The following is a 20,113-nucleotide window of genomic DNA, read 5'->3' on the forward strand; positions in this document are numbered from 1 at the left end:
CGCCGCCGCGGAAACCACCGCCACCGCCGCCGCCCCCACCGCCGCCGCGTCCGCTGCTGCTGAGGATCGCCAGCAGGATAGCGCCCACCGGCAGGCCCATGCGATTGCACAGCCACAACACGCCGATCAGCAGGACGAACAAACCGATGGAAAAACCGGGATTGTCCTTGGCGAAATTCGTATCCGCCACGTGGGCCGGCACAGCCAACGGTTCACCGCCCACCACCTGGATCATCGCCGCGACACCGTCACTGATGCCCTGGCTGAAATTGCCGGCCTTGAACTTGGGCGCGATCACCTGGTTGATGATCACCCAGGACTGCGCATCCGTCAGCACACCTTCCAGGCCGTAGCCGACTTCGATGCGCAACTTTCGCTCGTCGCGGGCCACGAGCAACAGCGCGCCGTTGTCCTTGCCCTTCTGGCCGATGCCCCACGCGCGGCCCAATTGATAACCGTAGTCTTCAATCGGCACGCCCTGCAGGTCGGGCACGGTGACCACCACGATCTGGTCACCGGACGTCTGCTCCAGCGCCTGCAATTGCTGGGTCAGTTGTTCGCGCACCGCCGGGTCGATCATCTGGGCGTTGTCCACCACCCGCCCGGTCAATGCCGGGAAGGTCAGGGCCGCCTGGGCCATGCCCACGCAGCCCAGCAGCCACAGCGCCAGGCCTATCCGTAATAAACGCATCGACACCTCAAGGCAGCGTTATTTGAACTTCACCTGCGGCGCCTTATCGGCATCGGCACTGGTGGCTTCAAACGTGGCGCGGATCGGCAAGTCGCTGTACATCACGCTGTGCCACAGGCGACCCGGGAACGTACGAATCTCGGTGTTGTAGGTCTGCACGGCCTGGATAAAGTCGCGACGGGCCACGGCGATACGGTTTTCCGTGCCCTCGAGCTGCGATTGCAGGGCCAGGAAGTTCTGGTTGGCCTTCAGGTCCGGATAGCGCTCGGACACCACCATCAAACGGCTGAGTGCGCCGCTCAAGCCGTCCTGGGCTTGCTGGAACTGCTTGAGTTTTTCCGGGTTGTCGAGGGTGCTGGCATCCACCTGGATCGAGGTGGCCTTGGCCCGCGCTTCAATCACGGCGGTGAGGGTGTCCTGCTCGTGGGCGGCGTAGCCCTTGACCACTTCCACCAGGTTGGGAATCAGGTCGGCACGGCGTTGGTACTGGTTCTGCACCTGGCCCCAGGCCGCCTTGGCCTGTTCGTCCAGGGTCGGGATGTTGTTGATGCCGCAACCGCTCAGCACGCTGCTGATCAATAACAGCGCCGCGGCTTTCAAGCCCCAGCGGTAACCTTGTGCTGCTTGCATGGTGTTTCTCCTGCCCAATCTGGATGGAATGTGATGACTAACCCTATAAACCACGCGCTTGGGGCATAATCCGCCACCACTGGAATGCTTCGAGCCAATCAGCTACAAAGATGCCCAGCGCGAAAAAGAGTTCAGAGTGTGCTGCATTTATCTGAACAACACCCGAACAACAATAGACGCTCCCGTCATTTTGGCCGATCAGCCTGACCGCTGTGCAGTGAGCCGAAAAAGGATATTCATGAAGAAGCTGTGTTTGCTCGGCCTTGTTGCCACTCTGGCCAGCCACCCCGTATGGGCAGAAACAAAGCCTGCTGCGCTTAAAGACAAGGACGCCTTCGTCAGCGACCTGCTCAAGCAGATGACCCTCGATGAAAAGATCGGCCAGTTGCGCCTGATCAGCATCGGCCCGGAAATGCCCCGCGAGCTGATCCGCAAGGAAATCGCCGCCGGCCGCATCGGCGGCACCTTCAACTCCATCACCCGCCCGGAAAACCGTCCGATGCAGGACGCGGCCATGCGCAGCCGCTTGAAGATCCCGATGTTTTTCGCCTACGACGTCATCCACGGCCATCGCACGATTTTCCCGATCAGCCTGGCCCTGGCCTCCAGCTGGGACATGGACGCCATCGGCCGCTCCGGGCGCATCGCCGCCCAGGAAGCCGCCGCCGACAGCCTCGACATCACCTTCGCGCCGATGGTCGACATCTCCCGTGACCCGCGCTGGGGCCGCACCTCGGAAGGTTTCGGCGAGGACACCTACCTGGTGTCGCGCATTGCCGAAGTGATGGTCAAGGCGTTCCAGGGCGCCAGCGCCGCGAATGCCGACAGCATCATGGCCAGCGTCAAGCACTTCGCCCTGTACGGCGCGGTGGAAGGCGGCCGCGACTACAACGTGGTCGACATGAGCCCGGTCAAGATGTACCAGGACTACCTGCCGCCCTACCACGCGGCAATCAAGGCCGGCTCCGGCGGCGTGATGGTGGCGCTCAACTCGATCAACGGCGTGCCCGCCACCGCCAACACCTGGCTGATGAACGACCTGTTGCGCAAGGACTGGGGCTTCAAGGGCCTGGCCGTGAGCGACCACGGCGCAATCTTCGAACTGATCAAGCACGGCGTGGCCAAGGACGGGCGTGAAGCTGCCAAGCTGGCGATCAAGGCCGGCATCGACATGAGCATGAACGACACGTTGTACGGCAAGGAACTGCCGGGGCTGCTCAAGTCCGGCGAGATCGAGCAGAGCGACATCGACAACGCCGTGCGCGAAGTGCTCGGCGCCAAGTACGACATGGGCCTGTTCAAGGACCCTTACCTGCGCATCGGCAAGGCCGAGGATGACCCGGCCGACACCTATGCCGACAGCCGCCTGCACCGTGCCGACGCCCGCGACATTGCGCGCCGCAGCCTGGTGTTGCTGAAAAACCACAACGACACCCTGCCCCTGAAAAAATCCGCGACCATCGCCCTGGTCGGCCCGCTGGCCAAGGCCCCGATCGACATGATGGGCAGCTGGGCGGCGGCCGGTAAGCCGGAACAGTCGGTGACCCTGCTTGACGGCATGAACGCCGTGATCGGCGAAAAGGGCAAAGTCATCTATGCCCGTGGCGCCAACATCACCGGCGACAAAGCGGTGCTCGACTACCTCAACTTCCTCAACTTCGATGCCCCGGAAGTGGTGGATGACCCGCGCCCTGCCCAGGTGCTGGTCGATGAGGCGGTGAAGGCTGCGCAGAATGCTGACGTGATCGTCGCGGCCGTGGGCGAGTCCCGTGGCATGTCCCACGAGTCGTCGAGCCGCACCGACCTGAATATCCCGCAAAGCCAGCGCGACCTGATCAAGGCCCTCAAGGCCACCGGCAAGCCGTTGGTGCTGGTGCTGATGAACGGCCGGCCGCTGTCGATTCTCGAAGAGCACCGACAGGCTGACGCGATCCTGGAAACCTGGTTCTCCGGCACCGAAGGCGGCAACGCCATCGCCGACGTGCTGTTCGGTGACTACAATCCGTCGGGCAAGCTGCCGATCACCTTCCCACGCTCCGTGGGGCAGATTCCCACCTACTACAACCACCTGAGTATCGGCCGGCCATTCACGCCGGGCAAGCCGGGCAACTACACCTCGCAGTACTTCGATGACACCACCGGGCCGCTGTTTGCGTTTGGCTATGGCCTGAGCTACACCACGTTCGGCCTGTCGGACATGGCACTGTCGTCCACCACCCTGAACAAGACCGGCAAGCTGGATGCGAGCGTCACCGTGAAGAACACCGGCAAGGTCGATGGCGAAACCGTGGTGCAGTTGTATATCCAGGACGTGGCCGGCTCGATGATCCGCCCGGTGAAAGAGCTGAAGAACTTCCAGAAAGTCATGCTCAAGGCCGGTGAAGAACGCACCTTGCACTTCACCATCACCGAGGAAGACTTGAAGTTCTACAACGCTCAGCTCAAGTTCGCCGCGGAGCCGGGTGAGTTCAATGTACAGATCGGGCTGGATTCCCAGGATGTGCAGCAACAGAGCTTTGAACTGCTCTAGGGGGAGCTTCAAGTTACAAGCTACAAGCGCCAAGAAAGAGCAGTTCTGCTTTTAACTTGTAGCTTGTAGCTTGCCGCTGTCTTCAACCCCTTCGGTCAAGAAGGTTCACCACCAACCGATCAATCCACCCCCACACCCGCTGCTTCACCCGCCGCCACAACGGTCGCGCCTTCCATGTCTCCAGGCTCACCGCCTGGCTTTGCGCAAAATCGCGCTCGAAACTGCAAGCCACCGCCCGCGTCAATTCAGGGTCCAGCGCTTCCAGGTTGGCTTCCAGATTGAAGCGCAGATTCCAGTGGTCGAAATTGCACGAGCCAATGCTGACCCAGTCATCCACCAGCACCATCTTCAGGTGCAAAAAGCACGGCTGGTATTCAAAGATTTGCACGCCTGAACGCAGCAGACGCGGGTAATAGCGGTGCCCGGCGTAGCGCACCGACGGGTGATCGGTGCGCGGGCCGGTGAGCAGCAAACGCACCTCTACCCCGCGCCCGGCCGCTCGGCGCAAGGCGCGGCGCACACTCCAGGTGGGCAAGAAGTACGGCGTGGCCAGCCAGATGCGCGTCTTGCTGCTGTTCAAGGCACGGATCAGCGATTGCAAAATATCGCGGTGCTGACGGGCGTCGGCATACGCCACGCGACCAAGCCCTGGCCCGGTGGCAGGCACCTTGGGCAAGCGCGGCAAACCGAAATGCGTGGCGGGTTTCCACTCCCGACGTGCCGCGTTGGCGTGCCACTGGCGGTCGAACAGAGCCTGCCAGTCCAGCACCAGCGAGCCGCTGATCTGCACCATCACTTCATGCCAGTCGGCCGTGTCTTGTCCAGGCGTCCAGAACTCATCGGTGACGCCGGTCCCGCCGATCACCGCGACGTCCTGGTCGATCAGCAACAGCTTGCGGTGGTCGCGGTACAGGTTGCGCATCCAGCGTCGCCAGTTCAGGCGATTGTAGAAACGCAGCTGCACCCCCGCGTCGGTCAACCGCTTGCGCAACCCGAGGGTAAACGCCAGGCTGCCGTAATCATCGAACAGGCAGCGCACCTGTACCCCGCGCTCAGCGGCCAGCACCAGCGCCTGCACCATCGCTTCGGCACAGGCCCCGGCTTCCACCAGGTACAGTTCCAGGTCCACCTGCCGCTCGGCGCGAGCAATGCCGACCAGCATCTGCGGGAAAAAATTCGGCCCGTCGATCAACAACTCGAAACGGTTGGCGCTGCGCCACGGGAACACCGCACCGCCCACGTCAGCGCGCCGTGAAGATCAGTACCGCACCCACCGGCACCGACAAACTGATCGACTTCAACCCCGCCGCCTTGCGCAACGCCGCCACACCGGGTTGCAGCTCGAAATCTTCGGCGCGCACCACCACCGGCTCCAGGGTCACGACCTGAAAGCGCCGGTCATCCAGACGCGTGGCCAACAGCTCGGCGTTGTACGTGTGGGTCTTGCCATGCACGGTGATGCTCAGCGGCAAGCGCAATTCCAACTGCGCGCCGGACGCCAAGTCATTGATCGGTTGCAGGTTGATCTGCGTGCTGATCAACGCTTCGGGAAACTGCTTGATCTCGAACAGCTGCTTACGCATGCGCTCGTCACGCAGCGGGATACCGCTGTTGATCGACTCCAGCTCCACCTGCACCTGGGCCGCGCCCTGGCTGTCGACCTTGCCGTGCAGCACCAGGAAGCGGTGCACTTCAGCAATCTCGGTGTTTTTGGTGGTGACGAAGGACAAGCGTGAGGATTCGTTATCCAGGTACCAGTCGGCGTGGGCAGGCACGGTGGCACAGGTCAGCAATGCGAAGACCAGAGGTTTGAGATTGAACATAAAGGCTCATGGGGCAAAAAATCTGGATGAACCTTAAGCGCAATCTCACGAACGGCGCAAATCCAATGTGGGAGGGGGCTTGCCCCCGATGACGGCGTGTCAGCCAAACATTGATGACAGGCCCACCGCTAACGGGAGCAAGCTGGCGCATTGCAACAGGCGCCTGATACTTCATGGCAGCAACCGACACCCCTGCCTCTCCCCCATCCACCGCGCCGTATGCGTACGCCCCAACCCACTCGCCGTCACTTCACTGCGCTCCGGCGTGTCGATAAACCCACTGGTCGGCACATACTGCTTCACATACCCCAGGCAATACTGCGCAGGATTGTTCTCCACATACCGGCACGAGCAATACTCCTTGGCCGTGTACGCCGCGATGATGTCAGGGAAGGCTTGCAGGTTGACGCGCTCATGCCACACCCAGCCCAGCAGGGCGAGCAACAGCAGCACAAACAAGCTGGTAAATGGCCGACGGCAGATCATGGCTGCACCGCCGCCAGTACGCGCTTGAGCAGTTCGTTATGCCGGTAGCTGCCGTCGCGGTCATCGCCGTAGCGCACGATCACCAGGTGTTCGTCCGGCAGTACAAAGAGCGCCTGGCCCCAGTGGCCGAGGGCGGCGAAGGTGTCGGCGGGGGCATCGGGCCAGGGTTTGGACGCGCCTGTGTTGAGCCACCACTGGCCGCCGGGGACTGCTTCATCCTGGCCGCTTTTGTATTTGTCGAACGGCTGCCGATTGAAGGCCACCCACTCTTTAGGCAGCAACTGTTGCTCGCCCCAACGCCCGTCCCGTGCCATCAGTAGCCCGACACGCGCCAAGTCCCGGGCGGTGAGGTAGGCATAGGACGAGGCGACGAAGGTTTCATCGGCATCGGTTTCCCAGGTCGCATTGCGAATACCCAGCGGCTCGAACAGTACATCCCATGGATAGCTCATATACGCCTTGTGGCCGAGCATACCTTTGAGGGCCGCAGACAAGATGTTGCTGTCGCCACTGGAATAACGAAACGCCTGGCCCGGTGCAGCAGCGGCGTCGGTATTGGCGGCAAACTCGGCCATATCGGCACGTCCTCGGGTATAGAGCATCGCCACCACCGAGGACTTCAACGGTGCGTACTCGTAGTCTTCCTGCCAATCCAGGCCCGAGGCCCAGTGCAGCAGGTCGGCCATGGTCACCTTGGGGTGCTGTCTCATCGGCGGGTAGAAACGCGCAACGGGGTCGCTCAGCTTGAAGCGGTTTTCGCCGTAGGCCACGCCGAGTACGGTGGCCATCAGGCTTTTGCTCACCGACCAGGTCAGGTGCGGCGTGCTGGCGGTGGTGGGCGCGGCGTAGCGTTCATAGATGATTTCGCCGTCACGAATCACCAGCAGCGCATCGGTGCGGATGCCATCGCGGGTGGCGTCGTCACGGGTGGGAAAAGCATAGGCGTTCAGGGCATCGACAGCGGGACCCTGGAGTGGCTTGCCCGTGGCCCATTCTTTTTCGGGCCAGATTTCAGCGCGGGCAGTAACGGTGACGAACAGCACAACAACGCACAACAGGCCTCGGACCATGGGCACAAACTCAAGGGGGGCATTCAAGCCCGCGAGCCTAGCGCAGGCCCATGACAGATTTGCGACATAGGGCCTGTCACCCAACCGTCACCGTAACTTCACGGAGATGACACCGAGGCTACATAGCCTGACTTTGGACAACAAAGTCGACCGGCCGCAACCTGGCCGGCACTCGGAGACTCGCTATGACTCAGATCGCCCGCATCAGCGACAAAGGCAATGAACGCCGCCTGCAAGCCGAACGCCTGGTCGGCGCACAGGCCTTGCAGGAAGCCCAGGCCCTGCGGTTCAACGTGTTCAGCGGCGAGTTCAATGCCAAGCTGAAGGGCGCGGAACTGGGCCTGGACATGGATGACTATGATGTTCACTGCAGCCACATCGGCGTGCGGGATTTGAACAGCGGTCGGCTCGTCGCCACCACCCGTTTGCTCGACCACCAGGCCGCCAGCACCTTGGGCCGGTTCTACAGCGAGGAGGAGTTCAGCCTGCATGGCTTGTTGCACTTGCAGGGTCCGATCCTGGAAATCGGCCGCACCTGCGTCGACCCGGCCTACCGCAACGGCGGCACCATCGCGGTGTTGTGGGGTGAGTTGGCCGAGGTACTCAACCAGGGTGGCTACAGCTACCTGATGGGCTGCGCGAGTATCCCGATGCACGATGGCGGCATCCAGGCCCACGCGATCATGCAGCGTCTGCGCGAGCGCTACCTGTGCAACGAGCACCTGCGCGCCGAACCGAAAAAGCCACTGCCGGCACTGGATCTGCCCTCCAACGTCATCGCCGAAATGCCGCCACTGCTCAAGGCCTATATGCGCCTGGGGGCGAAGATCTGCGGCGAACCGTGCTGGGACGAAGATTTCCAGGTGGCCGATGTGTTCATCCTGCTCAAACGCGATCAGTTGTGCCCGCGCTATGCGCGCCACTTCAAGGCGGCGATGTGATGGGCCGCCTGCGCGTGTACGGACGCATCGCCCGGGTGCTGCTGGTGGTGGCACTGGGCCTGAGCATGGCCAGTGTGTTTGGCCTGTTCGAGCGCCTGGGGGTGGCCAACTCAATGGTGCGGCGCCAGCGTTGGTCGCGGTTCTTCATGGCACGGCTGACCAATGCCCTGCCCTTTCGCGTGACGGTGCACGGCGAACTGCCGCAAACGCCGATGCTGTGGGTGAGCAATCATGTGTCCTGGACGGATATTCCGCTGCTGGGCATGGTCACTCCACTGTCGTTTCTGTCCAAAGCCGAAGTGCGCACCTGGCCGGTGGCCGGCTGGTTGGCGGCCAAGGCCGGCAGCCTGTTCATTCGTCGCGGTTCAGGTGACAGCCAGTTGATCCGCAAGCAGATGACCCGTCATCTGGAGCAACGCCACCCGCTGCTGATGTTTCCGGAAGGCACCACCACCGACGGACGCAGCCTGCGCACCTTTCACGGGCGCTTGCTGGCCAGTGCGATCGATGCGGATGTGTCGCTGCAACCGGTGGCGATACGGTATCTGCGCGACGGTGCGGTGGACTCACTGGCGCCGTTCATCGGCGATGATGATTTGCTGTCGCACCTGATGCGGCTGTTCGCCAATGACCAGGGTGATGTGGAGATTCATCTGCTCAAGCCGATTGCCTGCGCCGGGCAGGAGCGCGCGGCGCTGGCCTATCAGGCGCAGCAGGCGGTGCAGAAGGCGTTGTTCGGGCCGTTGCCGGAGAGTGAGCAGGCGCATGTGCGACCAGCGTTTGCCGCCTGAATGCTGTGAATACACTCTAAATGTGGGAGGGGGCTTGCCCCCTCCCACATTTAGACCTCAGTGGTCAGCTGGATACGTGCAAAGCTCTGTAATTCGGGGTAGAAAACCCGGAAATCCTCACTCAAAGGCTCATAGAGCTCGCGCAACTCACGCATCGCAAATCCTAACGCCTGCGGGTCCGTCAGCCGCCGCGAAATCCCGCGCAGCACCTGCTCCATCACCGCAAACTCACGATAAGACCCCAGCCAGTCATCCGCCGCCATAGAGGGTGCGATTTGCGCCAGCCGCCCCGGCAACGCGGGTTCGGCCGCCAGCACCCGGTACACCTGCGACGTAAAACGCTCCAAGGGCTGATCGGCATACAGCGCCCAATCCCGCGCCAGGCAATGGTCGAAAAACACGTCGAGCACGATCCCGGCATAGCGCCTGCGGGTCAGGCTGAAGCGCGACAACGCGGCCCCCACCAATGGGTGGCTGTCGGTGAATCGGTCAATGGCGCGATGCAACTGGATCGCCGCTTCGATTTGCGGGTTGAACTGGCCCTGCAGACGGCCTTTGACGAAGTCGCCATACAGGCTGCCCAGCAATTGCGCAGGCAGTTGGCCGCCCAGGTGCAGATGTGCGAGATAATTCATGGCGCGCAGTCTACCACTGCGGCCATCATATCGTTATAACCCGATATACCGATTCGTGCTGATTCCAGATCAAAATCATATTGGTATATCGGAATACGACGATTTAAAGTTCGCCTCATCGCGATATAACGTTTTACGCCACCGAGCACCCTGCCATGCCGATCGACCTCGACGAAATAATAAAAGCCCTGGCCCACCCAGTACGACGAGACATCCTCACCTGGCTGAAAGACCCGAAAGTGCAGTTTCCCGAGCAATTGCACAACCACGAATACGGCATCTGCGCCGGGCAGATCGACCAGCGCTGCGGCTTGTCCCAGTCGACCGTGTCGGCCCACCTGGCGACCTTGCAACGGGCGGGCTTGATCACCAGTCAGAAAGTCGGGCAGTGGCACTTTTTCAGACGCAATGAGGAAACGATCCAAGCCTTCCTCGCAGCGCTCATCGCCGAACTCAGCGCCCCTGCGCCGCAATAAGGAGCCGAAAATGCCGCGCTCATTGCTAATGATTCTCGCGCTGCCGGTGACCCTGATTACTTTCCGTCAGAACGGCGATGCCGACCTGGCCCCCGCCACCAACTGATCAACTTGAAGAGAAAGGTACATTCCCATGACGACTATTTTTGATCCGATAAAACTGGGCGACCTGGAACTGTCGAACCGCATCATCATGGCGCCGCTGACCCGCTGCCGTGCCGATGAAGGCCGCGTTCCCAACGCGCTGATGGCCGAGTATTACGTGCAGCGCGCATCCGCCGGGCTGATCCTCAGCGAAGCCACTTCCGTGACGCCCATGGGCGTGGGTTACCCGGACACACCGGGGATCTGGTCGAACGACCAGGTGCGCGGCTGGGCCAACATCACCAAGGCCGTGCACGGCGCAGGCGGCAAGATCTTCCTGCAACTGTGGCACGTCGGCCGCATCTCCCATGAGTCGTACCTCAATGGCGAGGCCCCGGTGGCGCCGAGCGCGGTCCAGGCCAAAGGCCACGTCAGCCTGGTACGCCCGCTGGCCGACTACCCCACCCCACGCGCCCTGGAAACCGCTGAAATCGCCGACATCATCGACGCTTACCGCACTGGCGCCGAAAACGCCAAGGCCGCCGGTTTCGACGGCGTGGAAATCCACGGTGCCAACGGCTACCTGCTCGACCAGTTCCTGCAAAGCAGCACCAACCAGCGCACCGACCCATACGGCGGCTCCCTGGAAAACCGTGCGCGCCTGTTGCTGGAAGTGACCGACGCCGCCATCGAGGTCTGGGGCGCGGGCCGCGTGGGCGTGCACCTGGCACCGCGTGCCGACGCCCACGACATGGGCGATGACAACCTGGCGGAAACCTTCACCTACGTCGCCAGCGAACTGGGCAAGCGTGGCATTGCCTTCATCTGTTCCCGTGAAAAAGAAGGCGCAGACAGCCTCGGCCCGCAACTGAAAAAAGCCTTCGGCGGCGTGTACATCGCCAACGAACGCTTCACCAAAGACAGCGCCAACGCCTGGCTGGCCGCCGGCAAGGCCGATGCAGTGGCGTTCGGCATACCGTTCATTGCCAACCCGGACCTGCCGGCACGCCTGAAGGCCGATGCGCCGTTGAACGAGCCGCACCCGGAAACTTTCTACGGCAAAGGCCCGGTCGGCTATATCGACTACCCAACCCTGCCGATCTAACTGACCGAAACACAAAGCAATGTGGGAGGGGGCTTGCTCCCGATAGCGGAGCTTCAGTCAACACATCAGTGACTGACACACCGCTATCGGGAGCAAGCCCCCTCCCACATTTTTGACCGCATGTTTCGTCTTGGAAACATCGCTTCACAGAACCGCAACAATATCGCTACAAAATACTTAGGCCGCTACCTATCAACCGCCCGCCAGTCCGTATATAAAGTCACCCCTTCAATCAGGCAGAAGGACGATTGACCGTCCTTGGGCTTTACTGTTGACACAACTGGTCGCAATTACGCATTTTGTCTCAATTGCGCAGGCTGGGGCTCAGGCGCAGCATGTCCAGCCCTGCGTCCACCCAGCGCTCGGCGTCCTGATGCAGTTGAAAGCTTTCAGGCACCAGCAGCCACTGGCCGATAAGGCCGTGGATGTACGCATGCAGGCACACCGCAGCACGGTGGGTATCAAGACCGTCCGGTAATTGCCCGCGATGCACCGCGTTACGCAACGTCAGACCGATGCGCAGGTTGCACTCCAGGCTATGGGCCTGGCGCTGGCGGCGCATGTCACACATTTCATCGGTGAACTCGCACTTATGAAACAAGATCTCGTTGATGCGCCGGGTTTTCGGGTCCAGGGCCACTTGATGATAGAGATGAATCAGCAGTTTGCGCATGCACCCCAACGGGTCGACTTCATCCTCGCTTTCACTGGCCCGGGCCAATTCGTCCAAGGGTTCGTGCAGCGTGTCGAGCAGGGCCTGCAGCAAATCGGACTTGTTACTGAAATGCCAGTAAATAGCACCGCGCGTCACGCCGGCCAGGGCGGCAATGTCCGCCAGCGTGGTCCGTGCAACGCCACGTTCATAAAAGGCTTGCTCGGCGGCTTGGAGGATCTGGCTGCGCGTTTCCTGAGCTTCCTCTTTGGTGCGACGAACCATGGCAGTAAAACCTCAATCAGAACACTGGGGACTATCGTTAACGCGACGTTAATAGGCGTGAACGATCATCTGAATAATTGTGGGACGACACCGTCATGGGCGCCGAACGTACTAAAATCGAGGCTTTGGGCGCTGCTTTGTCAGCATTGCGCCGAGCCTGTCAAGAGTTTACAAACAACCATGAACGTAAGTATATTGCGTAGCAAGCTACTTATCCACTCACGGCTTGTTTTTTACCCTTCCACACTTCTTGTGCGCACCCTGCGCGCCTGACCCGAGGATCTTCATGCAACTTAAGCCAGCTGTTACCGCTCTGGTCACTGCCGTCGCCCTGGCATCGCTGCTCAGCGGATGTAAAAAGGAAGAAGCGGCTCCGCCCGCTCAAACCCCTCAGGTCGGCGTGGTCACTATTCAACCGCAAGCCTTTACCCTGACCACCGAGCTGCCGGGCCGCACCACGGCCTACCGCATTGCCGAAGTGCGCCCTCAGGTGAACGGCATCATTCTCAAGCGCCTGTTCAAGGAAGGCGCCGACGTGAAGGAAGGGCAGCAGCTCTACCAGATCGATCCGTCGGTGTATGAGGCCACGCTCAAGAGCGCCCAGGCCAAGCTGACGCAGACCAAATCGATCACCGATCGCTACAAGCAACTGATCGATGAGCAAGCCGTCAGCCGCCAGGAATACGACACCGCCGTCGCCGACCGCATGACCGCCGAGGCCGACCTGCAGAGCGCGCAGATCAACGTGCGCTACACCAAGGTTTTCGCGCCGATTTCCGGGCGTATCGGCCGCTCTGCGGTAACCGAAGGCGCCCTGGTCAGCAACGGCCAGGCCGACGCCATGGCCGTGATCCAGCAGTTGGACCCGATCTACGTCGACGTCACCCAGTCCTCGGCCGAAATGCTGAAACTGCGTCGAGACCTGGAAAGCGGCCAACTGCAAAAATCCGGCGACAACGCCGCCATGGTCAAGCTGACCCTGGAAGACGGCAGCGACTACGGCCAGCAAGGCAAACTGGAGTTCTCTGAAGTGTCGGTCGACCAGACCACCGGTTCCGTGACCCTGCGCGCCGTGTTCCCCAACCCCGACCATGTGCTGCTGCCGGGTATGTTCGTGCACGCCCAACTGCAGGCCGGTGTGAACAGCAAGGCCATCCTCGCGCCGCAACAAGGCGTGACCCGTGATCTGAAGGGCACCCCGACGGCCCTGATCGTCAATGCCGACAACAAGGTCGAGCAGCGTGAACTGGTAGCCAACCGTACTGCCGGCGCCTATTGGCTGGTAGAGAAAGGCCTCAACGCCGGCGATCGCGTCATCACCGAAGGCTTGCAGTACGTCAAGCCGGGCGCCGAGGTGAAAGTCACCGAAGCCGGCAACGCCAAGCCCGCCGGTTCTGCCGCTCCTGCTGCCGCTGCTGGCAAAGGGGAGTAATCCATGTCGAAATTTTTTATCGACCGTCCCATTTTCGCCTGGGTAATTGCCCTGGTGATCATGCTGGTCGGGGCACTGTCAATCCTGAAGCTGCCTATCAACCAATACCCGGCCATTGCGCCAACCGCCATTGACATCCAGGTGACCTACCCAGGCGCGTCCGCACAAACCGTGCAGGACACCGTGGTACAGGTCATCGAGCAACAGCTCAACGGTATCGACAACCTGCGCTATGTGGCCTCGGACAGTAACTCCGACGGCAGCATGACCATCACTGCGACGTTCAACCAGGGTACCAACCCGGACATCGCCCAGGTTCAAGTGCAGAACAAGCTGAACCTGGCGACCCCACTGCTGCCGCAAGAAGTGCAGCAGCAGGGTATCCGCGTGACCAAGTCGGTGAAGAACTTCCTGATGGTGATCGGTCTGGTGTCGGAAGACGGCAGCATGACCAAGGACGACCTCTCCAACTACATCGTGTCCAACATCCAGGACCCGATTTCCCGTACCTCGGGTGTGGGTGACTTCCAGGTCTTCGGTTCGCAGTACGCCATGCGTATCTGGCTTGACCCGGCCAAGCTGAACAACTTCCAGCTCACCCCGGTGGATGTCAGCAACGCCATCAAGGCCCAGAACGTGCAGGTGGCCACCGGCCAACTGGGCGGCCTGCCTGCCCTGCCCGGCACTCAATTGAACGCCACCATCATCGGCAAGACGCGCCTGCAAAGCGCCGAAGAGTTCGCCAAGATCCTGATGAAGGTGAATGCCGACGGCTCGCAAGTGCGCTTGGGCGACGTTGCACGTATTGAACTGGGCGGCCAGAACTACAGCATCAGCGCGCAGTTCAACGGCAAGCCGGCGTCCGGTATGGCGATCAAGCTGGCCGCCGGGGCGAATGCCCTGGACACCGGTAAAGCGATCCGCGCCACCGTGGCATCCCTGGAGCCGTTCTTCCCGCCAGGCATGAAAGCCGTGGTGCCGTACGACACGACCCCGGTAGTGACCGAATCGATCTCCGGCGTGGTTCACACCCTGATCGAAGCGATCGTGCTGGTGTTCCTGGTGATGTTCCTGTTCCTGCAGAACTTCCGCGCCACCATCATCACCACCATGACCGTACCGGTGGTACTGCTGGGTACGTTCGGGATCCTGGCGGCGTTCGGTTTCACCATTAACACCCTGACCATGTTCGGCATGATCCTGGCCATCGGCCTGCTGGTGGACGATGCCATCGTCGTGGTGGAAAACGTCGAGCGGGTCATGGCCGAGGAGCACCTGTCACCCAAGGAAGCGACCATCAAGTCCATGGGCCAGATCCAGGGCGCCCTGGTGGGTATTGCCCTGGTACTCTCGGCGGTATTGCTGCCGATGGCCTTCTTCGGCGGCTCCACCGGCGTGATCTACCGGCAGTTCTCCATCACCATTGTGTCGGCGATGGCGTTGTCGGTACTGGTTGCCCTGATCTTCACCCCAGCCCTGTGCGCCACCATGCTCAAGGCGATCGACCCGGAAAAACACGGCCAACCCAAGCGCGGCTTCTTCGGCTGGTTCAACCGCACCTTCGACAGCGGCGTACTCAAGTACGAGCGCGGCGTGGGCGGCATGATCAAGCACAAGATCCCGGCCTTCATCGTGTATGCGCTGATCCTGGCCGGCATGATCTGGATGTTCACCCGTATCCCGAGCGCGTTCCTGCCTGAGGAAGACCAGGGCGTGATCTTCGCCCAGGTACAGACACCCGTGGGCGCCTCGGCCGAGCGTACGCAAAAAGTCATCGACGACATGCGCGCCTTCCTGCTGCATGACAAGGAAGGCGAGCCGGGCGAAGGCAAGGCCGTGAAGTCGGTATTTACCGTGAACGGCTTCAACTTTGCCGGCCGCGGCCAGAGCTCGGGTCTGGCATTCGTGATGCTCAAGCCATGGGACGAGCGCGATTCGTCCCAGTCGGTATTCGAAGTGGCCAAGCGGGCCCAGGGTTACTTCTTCGGGGCCTTCAAGGACGCCATGGTATTTGCCATCGTGCCGCCTTCGGTTCTGGAACTGGGTAACGCCACCGGCTTCGACGTGTTCCTGCAAGACCAGGGTGGCGTCGGCCACGACAAGCTGATGGCAGCCCGTAACCAGTTCCTCGGTGCGGCGGCCCAAAGCAAGATACTGGCGGGCGTGCGGCCCAACGGCGTGAACGATGAGCCGCAGTACGAACTGACCGTCGATGACGAGAAAGCCAGCGCCCAGGGCATCAGCCTGTCGGACATCCAGCAGACCCTGGCCATCGCGCTGGGCGGCAGCTACATCAACGACTTCATCGACCGTGGTCGGGTGAAGAAGGTGTATGTACAGGGTGATGCGGCCAGCCGTATGTCGCCGGAAGACCTGGACAAATGGTACGTGCGCGCCGACTCCGGGAAGATGGTGCCGCTGTCGGCCATTTCGTCGGGCAAGTGGATCTACGGCTCGCCGAAGCTCTCGCGTTACAACGGTGTAGCGGCCATGGAAATCCTCGGCACGCCGGCGCCTGGCTACAGTACCGGTGACGCGATGGCGGAAGTCGAGCGGATTGCCAAGGAACTGCCGGCCGGCATCGGCTATGCCTGGACAGGCCTGTCGTACGAAGAACGTCTGTCCGGCTCCCAGGCGCCCGCGCTGTATGCCCTGTCGCTGCTGGTCGTGTTCCTGTGTCTCGCCGCCTTGTATGAAAGCTGGTCGATCCCGATTGCGGTGATTCTGGTAGTGCCGCTGGGTGTGATCGGTGCGTTGATCGCCACCAGCATGCGCGGCTTGTCCAACGACGTGTTCTTCCAGGTCGGCCTGTTGGTGACGGTGGGCCTGGCAGCGAAAAACGCGATCCTGATCGTGGAGTTCGCCAAGGAGCTGCACGAGCAAGGCAAGGGCATTGTGGAGGCGGCCATCGAGGCATCCCGCATGCGTCTGCGCCCGATCATCATGACGTCCATGGCGTTCGTGCTCGGCGTATTGCCGCTGGCGATTTCCAGCGGCGCAGGCTCGGGCAGCCAGCACGCGATCGGTACCGGCGTGATCGGCGGTATGATCACCGCGACCGTGCTGGCGATCTTCTGGGTGCCACTGTTCTACGCAACCGTGTCTTCCGCCGGCGAACGCAAACAGAAAAACACCACTGAAACTCCTAAAGAGGCTGGCCAATGAGCAAGTCGCTACTTTCCTTAGCCGTCACCGCCTTCGTGCTCAGTGGCTGCTCGCTTATCCCCGACTACCAGCGCCCCGAAGCGCCGGTAGCGGCGCAGTTCCCGCAGGGGCCGGCGTACTCGTCGGCCCAGGCGCCGGGCCAGGCTGCCGCGGAGCAAGGCTGGAAGCAGTTTTTCCATGACCCTGTCCTGCAACAGCTGATCCAGACCGCGCTGGTGAACAACCGTGACCTGCGCGTCGCGGCCCTGAACATCGACGCCTATGCGGCGCAGTACCAGATCCAGCGTGCCGACCTGTTCCCGGCCGTCTCGGCCACCGGCAACGGCACCCGTTCGCGTACCCCGGCGCGGCTGTCGCAGACCGGCGAATCGAGCATTTCCAGCCAGTACTCGGTGGGCCTGGGGATCAGCTCTTATGAGCTGGACCTGTTTGGCCGCGTGCGCAGCCTGAGCGAAGAAGCATTGCAGAAGTACTTCGCCACCGAAGAAGCGCGGCGCAGCACCCAGATCAGCCTGGTGGCCAGCGTGGCGAATGCCTACCTGACCTGGCAGGCCGACAAGGAACTGCTCAAGCTGACCCAGGACACCCTCGGGGCGTTCGAGCAGAGCTTCAAGCTGACCTCGCGCAGCAACGAAGTCGGCGTGGCCTCGGCCCTCGACCTGAGCCAGGCGCGCACCTCGGTGGAAAACGCCCGGGTGCAGCTTGCCCGGTATACGCGCCAGGTGGCCCAGGACGAAAACAGCCTGACCCTGCTGCTGGGCACCGGCCTGCCGGCGAATATCGCCAGCAAGCCACTGTCTGATGACCTGCTCAGCGAAGTACCCGCCGGCCTGCCGTCGGACCTGCTGCAACGGCGTCCCGACATCGTTCAGGCCGAGTACAACCTCAAGGCCGCCAACGCCAACATCGGTGCGGCCCGTGCGGCGTTCTTCCCGAGCATCAGCCTGACCGCCAGCGCCGGCACCGCCAGCCCGAACCTGGGCGGCCTGTTCAAGGGCGGCTCGGGCACCTGGTCGTTCGCACCGCAGATCAACATCCCGATCTTCAACGCCGGTAGCCTGCGCGCAAGCCTGGACTACTCGAAGATCCAGAAAGAGATCAACGTGGCCAACTACGAGAAGGCCATCCAGACCGGCTTCCAGGAAGTCTCCGACGGCCTGGCCGCGCGGGCAACCTACAAGCAGCAACTGGACGCCCAACGTGGCTTCGTCGCCGCCAACCAGGACTACTACCGCCTGGCCGAGCGTCGCTACCGCATCGGTGTGGACAGCAACCTGACCTTCCTTGATGCCCAGCGCCAACTGTTCAGTGCCCAGCAATCGCTGATCACCGACCGCCTGGCGCAGCTGACCAGCGAGGTCAACCTGTACAAGGCCCTCGGCGGCGGCTGGAATGAGCAGACCGCGAAGAACGAGCCGGTGAAAGAACAAGCGCCGCCGCTCAAGTTGTTCTGATAGCGCCTGTCTAATCAAACCGCTTCCCTTACCGGAAGCGGTTTTTTTTTGCCATGTCACTAACCCCTGCGAATCAAAGGTGGGCGCTGGCTTGCCTTCCCTTCAACCTTTCAGGGTAAGATTGGTAACAGATTTTTACAGACCACAGAGGGAGCTTGTCGTAATGATCGTAGGCATTGACCTGGGCACGACCAATAGCCTGGCCGCCGTGTGGCGCGGCGATGCCGCCGAAATGGTGCCCAATGCCCTTGGCCAGTTGCTGACCCCAAGCGTGGTAGGCATGGATGATCAAGGCCGCATCCTGGTGGGCCAAGCCGCCAAGGAACGCCTGCATACTCACCCGCACCTGACCACGTCGCTGTTCAAGCGCTACATGGGCAGTGCCACCGAAGTGCGCCTGGGCGACCGCTCGTTCCGCCCCGAAGAGCTGTCGGCGCTGGTCCTCAAAAGCCTCAAGGAAGACATCGAGCGCACCTATGGCCAAACCGTCACCGAAGCGGTGATCAGCGTGCCCGCCTACTTCAGCGACGGCCAGCGCAAAGCCACGCGCATTGCCGGTGAACTGGCGGGGCTCAATGTTGAAAAACTGATCAACGAGCCCACCGCCGCCGCCTTGGCTTATGGCTTGCACCAGCGTGACAAGGAAACCTCGTTCCTGGTTTTCGATCTCGGCGGCGGCACCTTTGACGTGTCGATCATCGAGCTGTTCGACGGTGTAATGGAAGTACGCGCCAGCGCCGGCGACAACTTCCTGGGCGGCGAAGACTTCGACACGTTGTTGCTGGAACACTTCGTCGACAGCCAGCGCAATGCCCAGGGTTTCCCGCCCACCCGCAGTGTGTTGCAAGCCCTGCGTCGCGAAGCCGAGCGCGTGCGCAAAGCCTTGGGCCAGGACGACAGCGCCGAGTTCGCCCTGCGTATCGATGGCCAACAGTGGGTCACAACCATCACCCAGGCCGAACTCGCCAAGCTCTACACGCCCTTGTTGGAACGCCTGCGCGCACCGATTGAACGCGCCCTGCGAGACGCACGCATTCGGGTCGGTGACCTGGATGAAATCCTGTTGGTCGGCGGCACCACGCGCATGCCGCTGGTGCGCAAACTGGCCGCTGGTTTGTTCGGGCGTTTCCCGTCCATCAGCCTCGACCCGGACCAGGTGGTCGCCCACGGCGCGGCGATCCAGGCCGCGCTCAAGGCCCGCTCGGCGGCACTGGAAGAAATCGTGCTGACCGACGTCTGCCCCTACACCCTGGGTATCGAAACCTCGAACCAGTACGGCGGCCATATCGAAAGCGGGCATTACCTGCCGCTGATCGAACGCAACAGCAGCGTGCCGGTGAGCCGGGTCAAAAGCGTGGTCACGCTCTACGACGACCAGCCCCGCGTGCTGCTGAAAATCTACCAAGGCGAAAGCCGCCTGGTGAAAGACAACATCGAACTGGGCCAGTTGGAAATCCCCGTGCCCAAGCGCAAGGCTGGCGAAGTCTCACTGGACGTGCGCTTCACCTACGACAACAACGGTTTGCTCGAAGCCCAGGTGAACATTCCGCTGACCGGCGAGCAGCACTCGCTGGTGATCGAAAACAATCCTGGCGTGCTCAGCCCGCAAGAGATCCAGCAACGCCTGCAAGCTTTGGCATTGTTGAAAATTCACCCGCGCGACCAGCAGGTCAACACCGTGCTGACCGCCCGCCTCGAACGGCTCTACCAGGAAAGCCTGGGCGAGCTGCGCGAGCAACTCGGACACTGGGCCGCGCAGTTTCAGCAAGTGCTCGACACCCAGGACGAGCGCCGCATCCGTGAGGCCCGCAGCGAACTGACCCGACAACTTGAGCAACTCGATAACGGGTTCTGGCGCTGAAG

At 61.8% G+C, this 20,113-nt stretch carries 17 protein-coding genes; 9 read left to right on the top strand and 8 right to left on the bottom strand.

Going from position 1 to position 20,113, the window contains the following annotated elements; genetic code table 11:
• Positions 1–691: TPM domain-containing protein (locus tag BFQ04_RS18170; protein WP_065952029.1), on the bottom strand; the 691-nt coding region annotated here is incomplete at its 3' end.
• 18 nt (positions 692–709) lie between these two features.
• A complete protein-coding gene (locus BFQ04_RS18175; RefSeq protein WP_065886194.1) occupies positions 710–1,321 on the bottom strand; it encodes a LemA family protein in 612 nt (203 codons plus the stop codon).
• Positions 1,322–1,559: 238 nt separating this feature from the next.
• Here BFQ04_RS18175 and bglX point away from each other — a divergent pair, with 238 nt between their 5' ends.
• Positions 1,560–3,851, top strand: coding sequence for a beta-glucosidase BglX (gene bglX, locus BFQ04_RS18180; RefSeq protein WP_065951995.1), 2,292 nt, complete (start codon positions 1,560–1,562; stop codon positions 3,849–3,851).
• An 82-nt stretch (positions 3,852–3,933) separates the two neighbouring features.
• Here bglX and BFQ04_RS18185 read toward each other — a convergent pair whose 3' ends face one another.
• From BFQ04_RS18185 to BFQ04_RS18200, 4 genes are all read right to left on the bottom strand, one after another.
• Positions 3,934–5,091 (bottom strand): phospholipase D-like domain-containing protein, encoded by a 1,158-nt coding sequence (locus BFQ04_RS18185; RefSeq protein WP_065951996.1) that lies wholly within the window; start codon positions 5,089–5,091, stop codon positions 3,934–3,936.
• 1 nt (position 5,092) lies between these two features.
• The gene (locus tag BFQ04_RS18190) at positions 5,093–5,674 is read right to left on the bottom strand and encodes a YceI family protein (protein WP_065951997.1); all 582 of its coding nucleotides are present in this window, start codon (positions 5,672–5,674) and stop codon (positions 5,093–5,095) included.
• A gap of 171 nt (positions 5,675–5,845) precedes the next feature.
• Positions 5,846–6,160, bottom strand: coding sequence for an amidase (locus BFQ04_RS18195; RefSeq protein ID WP_065951998.1), 315 nt, complete (start codon positions 6,158–6,160; stop codon positions 5,846–5,848).
• Positions 6,157–7,230: a serine hydrolase domain-containing protein gene (locus tag BFQ04_RS18200; protein WP_065951999.1), complete on the bottom strand. Its 1,074-nt coding sequence runs from the start codon at positions 7,228–7,230 to the stop codon at positions 6,157–6,159. The genes BFQ04_RS18195 and BFQ04_RS18200 overlap by 4 nt, the downstream gene beginning before the upstream one ends.
• A gap of 185 nt (positions 7,231–7,415) precedes the next feature.
• Here BFQ04_RS18200 and olsB point away from each other — a divergent pair, with 185 nt between their 5' ends.
• Complete coding sequence (gene olsB / locus BFQ04_RS18205; RefSeq protein ID WP_065886188.1) at positions 7,416–8,171, top strand: L-ornithine N(alpha)-acyltransferase; 756 nt, start codon at positions 7,416–7,418, stop codon at positions 8,169–8,171.
• Positions 8,171–8,962, top strand: coding sequence for a lysophospholipid acyltransferase family protein (locus tag BFQ04_RS18210; RefSeq protein WP_065952000.1), 792 nt, complete (start codon positions 8,171–8,173; stop codon positions 8,960–8,962). Before olsB ends, BFQ04_RS18210 begins: the two co-directional genes overlap by 1 nt.
• 50 nt (positions 8,963–9,012) lie before the next feature.
• On the opposite strand, the gene BFQ04_RS18215 is transcribed toward BFQ04_RS18210, so the two are convergent.
• A complete protein-coding gene (locus tag BFQ04_RS18215) occupies positions 9,013–9,597 on the bottom strand; it encodes an acyl carrier protein phosphodiesterase (protein ID WP_065952001.1) in 585 nt (194 codons plus the stop codon).
• Positions 9,598–9,752: 155 nt separating this feature from the next.
• On the opposite strand from BFQ04_RS18215, the gene BFQ04_RS18220 reads away from it, so the two are divergent.
• Together BFQ04_RS18220 and BFQ04_RS18225 are read left to right on the top strand one after the other, a co-directional pair.
• Positions 9,753–10,073 carry an ArsR/SmtB family transcription factor gene (locus BFQ04_RS18220; protein WP_065952002.1) on the top strand — a complete coding sequence of 107 codons (321 nt, stop codon included), beginning with the start codon at positions 9,753–9,755 and terminating at the stop codon, positions 10,071–10,073.
• Positions 10,074–10,206: 133 nt separating this feature from the next.
• Positions 10,207–11,262 carry an alkene reductase gene (locus BFQ04_RS18225; protein ID WP_065952003.1) on the top strand — a complete coding sequence of 352 codons (1,056 nt, stop codon included), beginning with the start codon at positions 10,207–10,209 and terminating at the stop codon, positions 11,260–11,262.
• A gap of 304 nt (positions 11,263–11,566) precedes the next feature.
• On the opposite strand, the gene BFQ04_RS18230 is transcribed toward BFQ04_RS18225, so the two are convergent.
• Positions 11,567–12,199, bottom strand: coding sequence for a TetR family transcriptional regulator (locus BFQ04_RS18230; RefSeq protein ID WP_065952004.1), 633 nt, complete (start codon positions 12,197–12,199; stop codon positions 11,567–11,569).
• Positions 12,200–12,485: 286 nt separating this feature from the next.
• Between BFQ04_RS18230 and BFQ04_RS18235 the strand changes: the two genes are divergently transcribed.
• From BFQ04_RS18235 to BFQ04_RS18250, 4 genes are all read left to right on the top strand, one after another.
• Positions 12,486–13,631: an efflux RND transporter periplasmic adaptor subunit gene (locus BFQ04_RS18235; protein WP_065952005.1), complete on the top strand. Its 1,146-nt coding sequence runs from the start codon at positions 12,486–12,488 to the stop codon at positions 13,629–13,631.
• A 3-nt stretch (positions 13,632–13,634) separates the two neighbouring features.
• Complete coding sequence (locus tag BFQ04_RS18240; protein WP_065952006.1) at positions 13,635–16,796, top strand: efflux RND transporter permease subunit; 3,162 nt, start codon at positions 13,635–13,637, stop codon at positions 16,794–16,796.
• On the top strand, positions 16,793–18,250 hold the full coding sequence (adeC, locus tag BFQ04_RS18245; RefSeq protein WP_065952007.1) for an AdeC/AdeK/OprM family multidrug efflux complex outer membrane factor: 1,458 nt from the start codon (positions 16,793–16,795) through the stop codon (positions 18,248–18,250). The genes BFQ04_RS18240 and adeC overlap by 4 nt, the downstream gene beginning before the upstream one ends.
• A 163-nt stretch (positions 18,251–18,413) precedes the next feature.
• Complete coding sequence (locus BFQ04_RS18250) at positions 18,414–20,111, top strand: molecular chaperone HscC (protein WP_065952008.1); 1,698 nt, start codon at positions 18,414–18,416, stop codon at positions 20,109–20,111.
• Positions 20,112–20,113 lie beyond the last annotated feature (2 nt).

The sequence above is a fragment of the Pseudomonas sp. 37 R 15 genome, from assembly GCF_900004865.1.
GTDB lineage: Bacteria > Pseudomonadota > Gammaproteobacteria > Pseudomonadales > Pseudomonadaceae > Aquipseudomonas > Aquipseudomonas fluorescens_AM.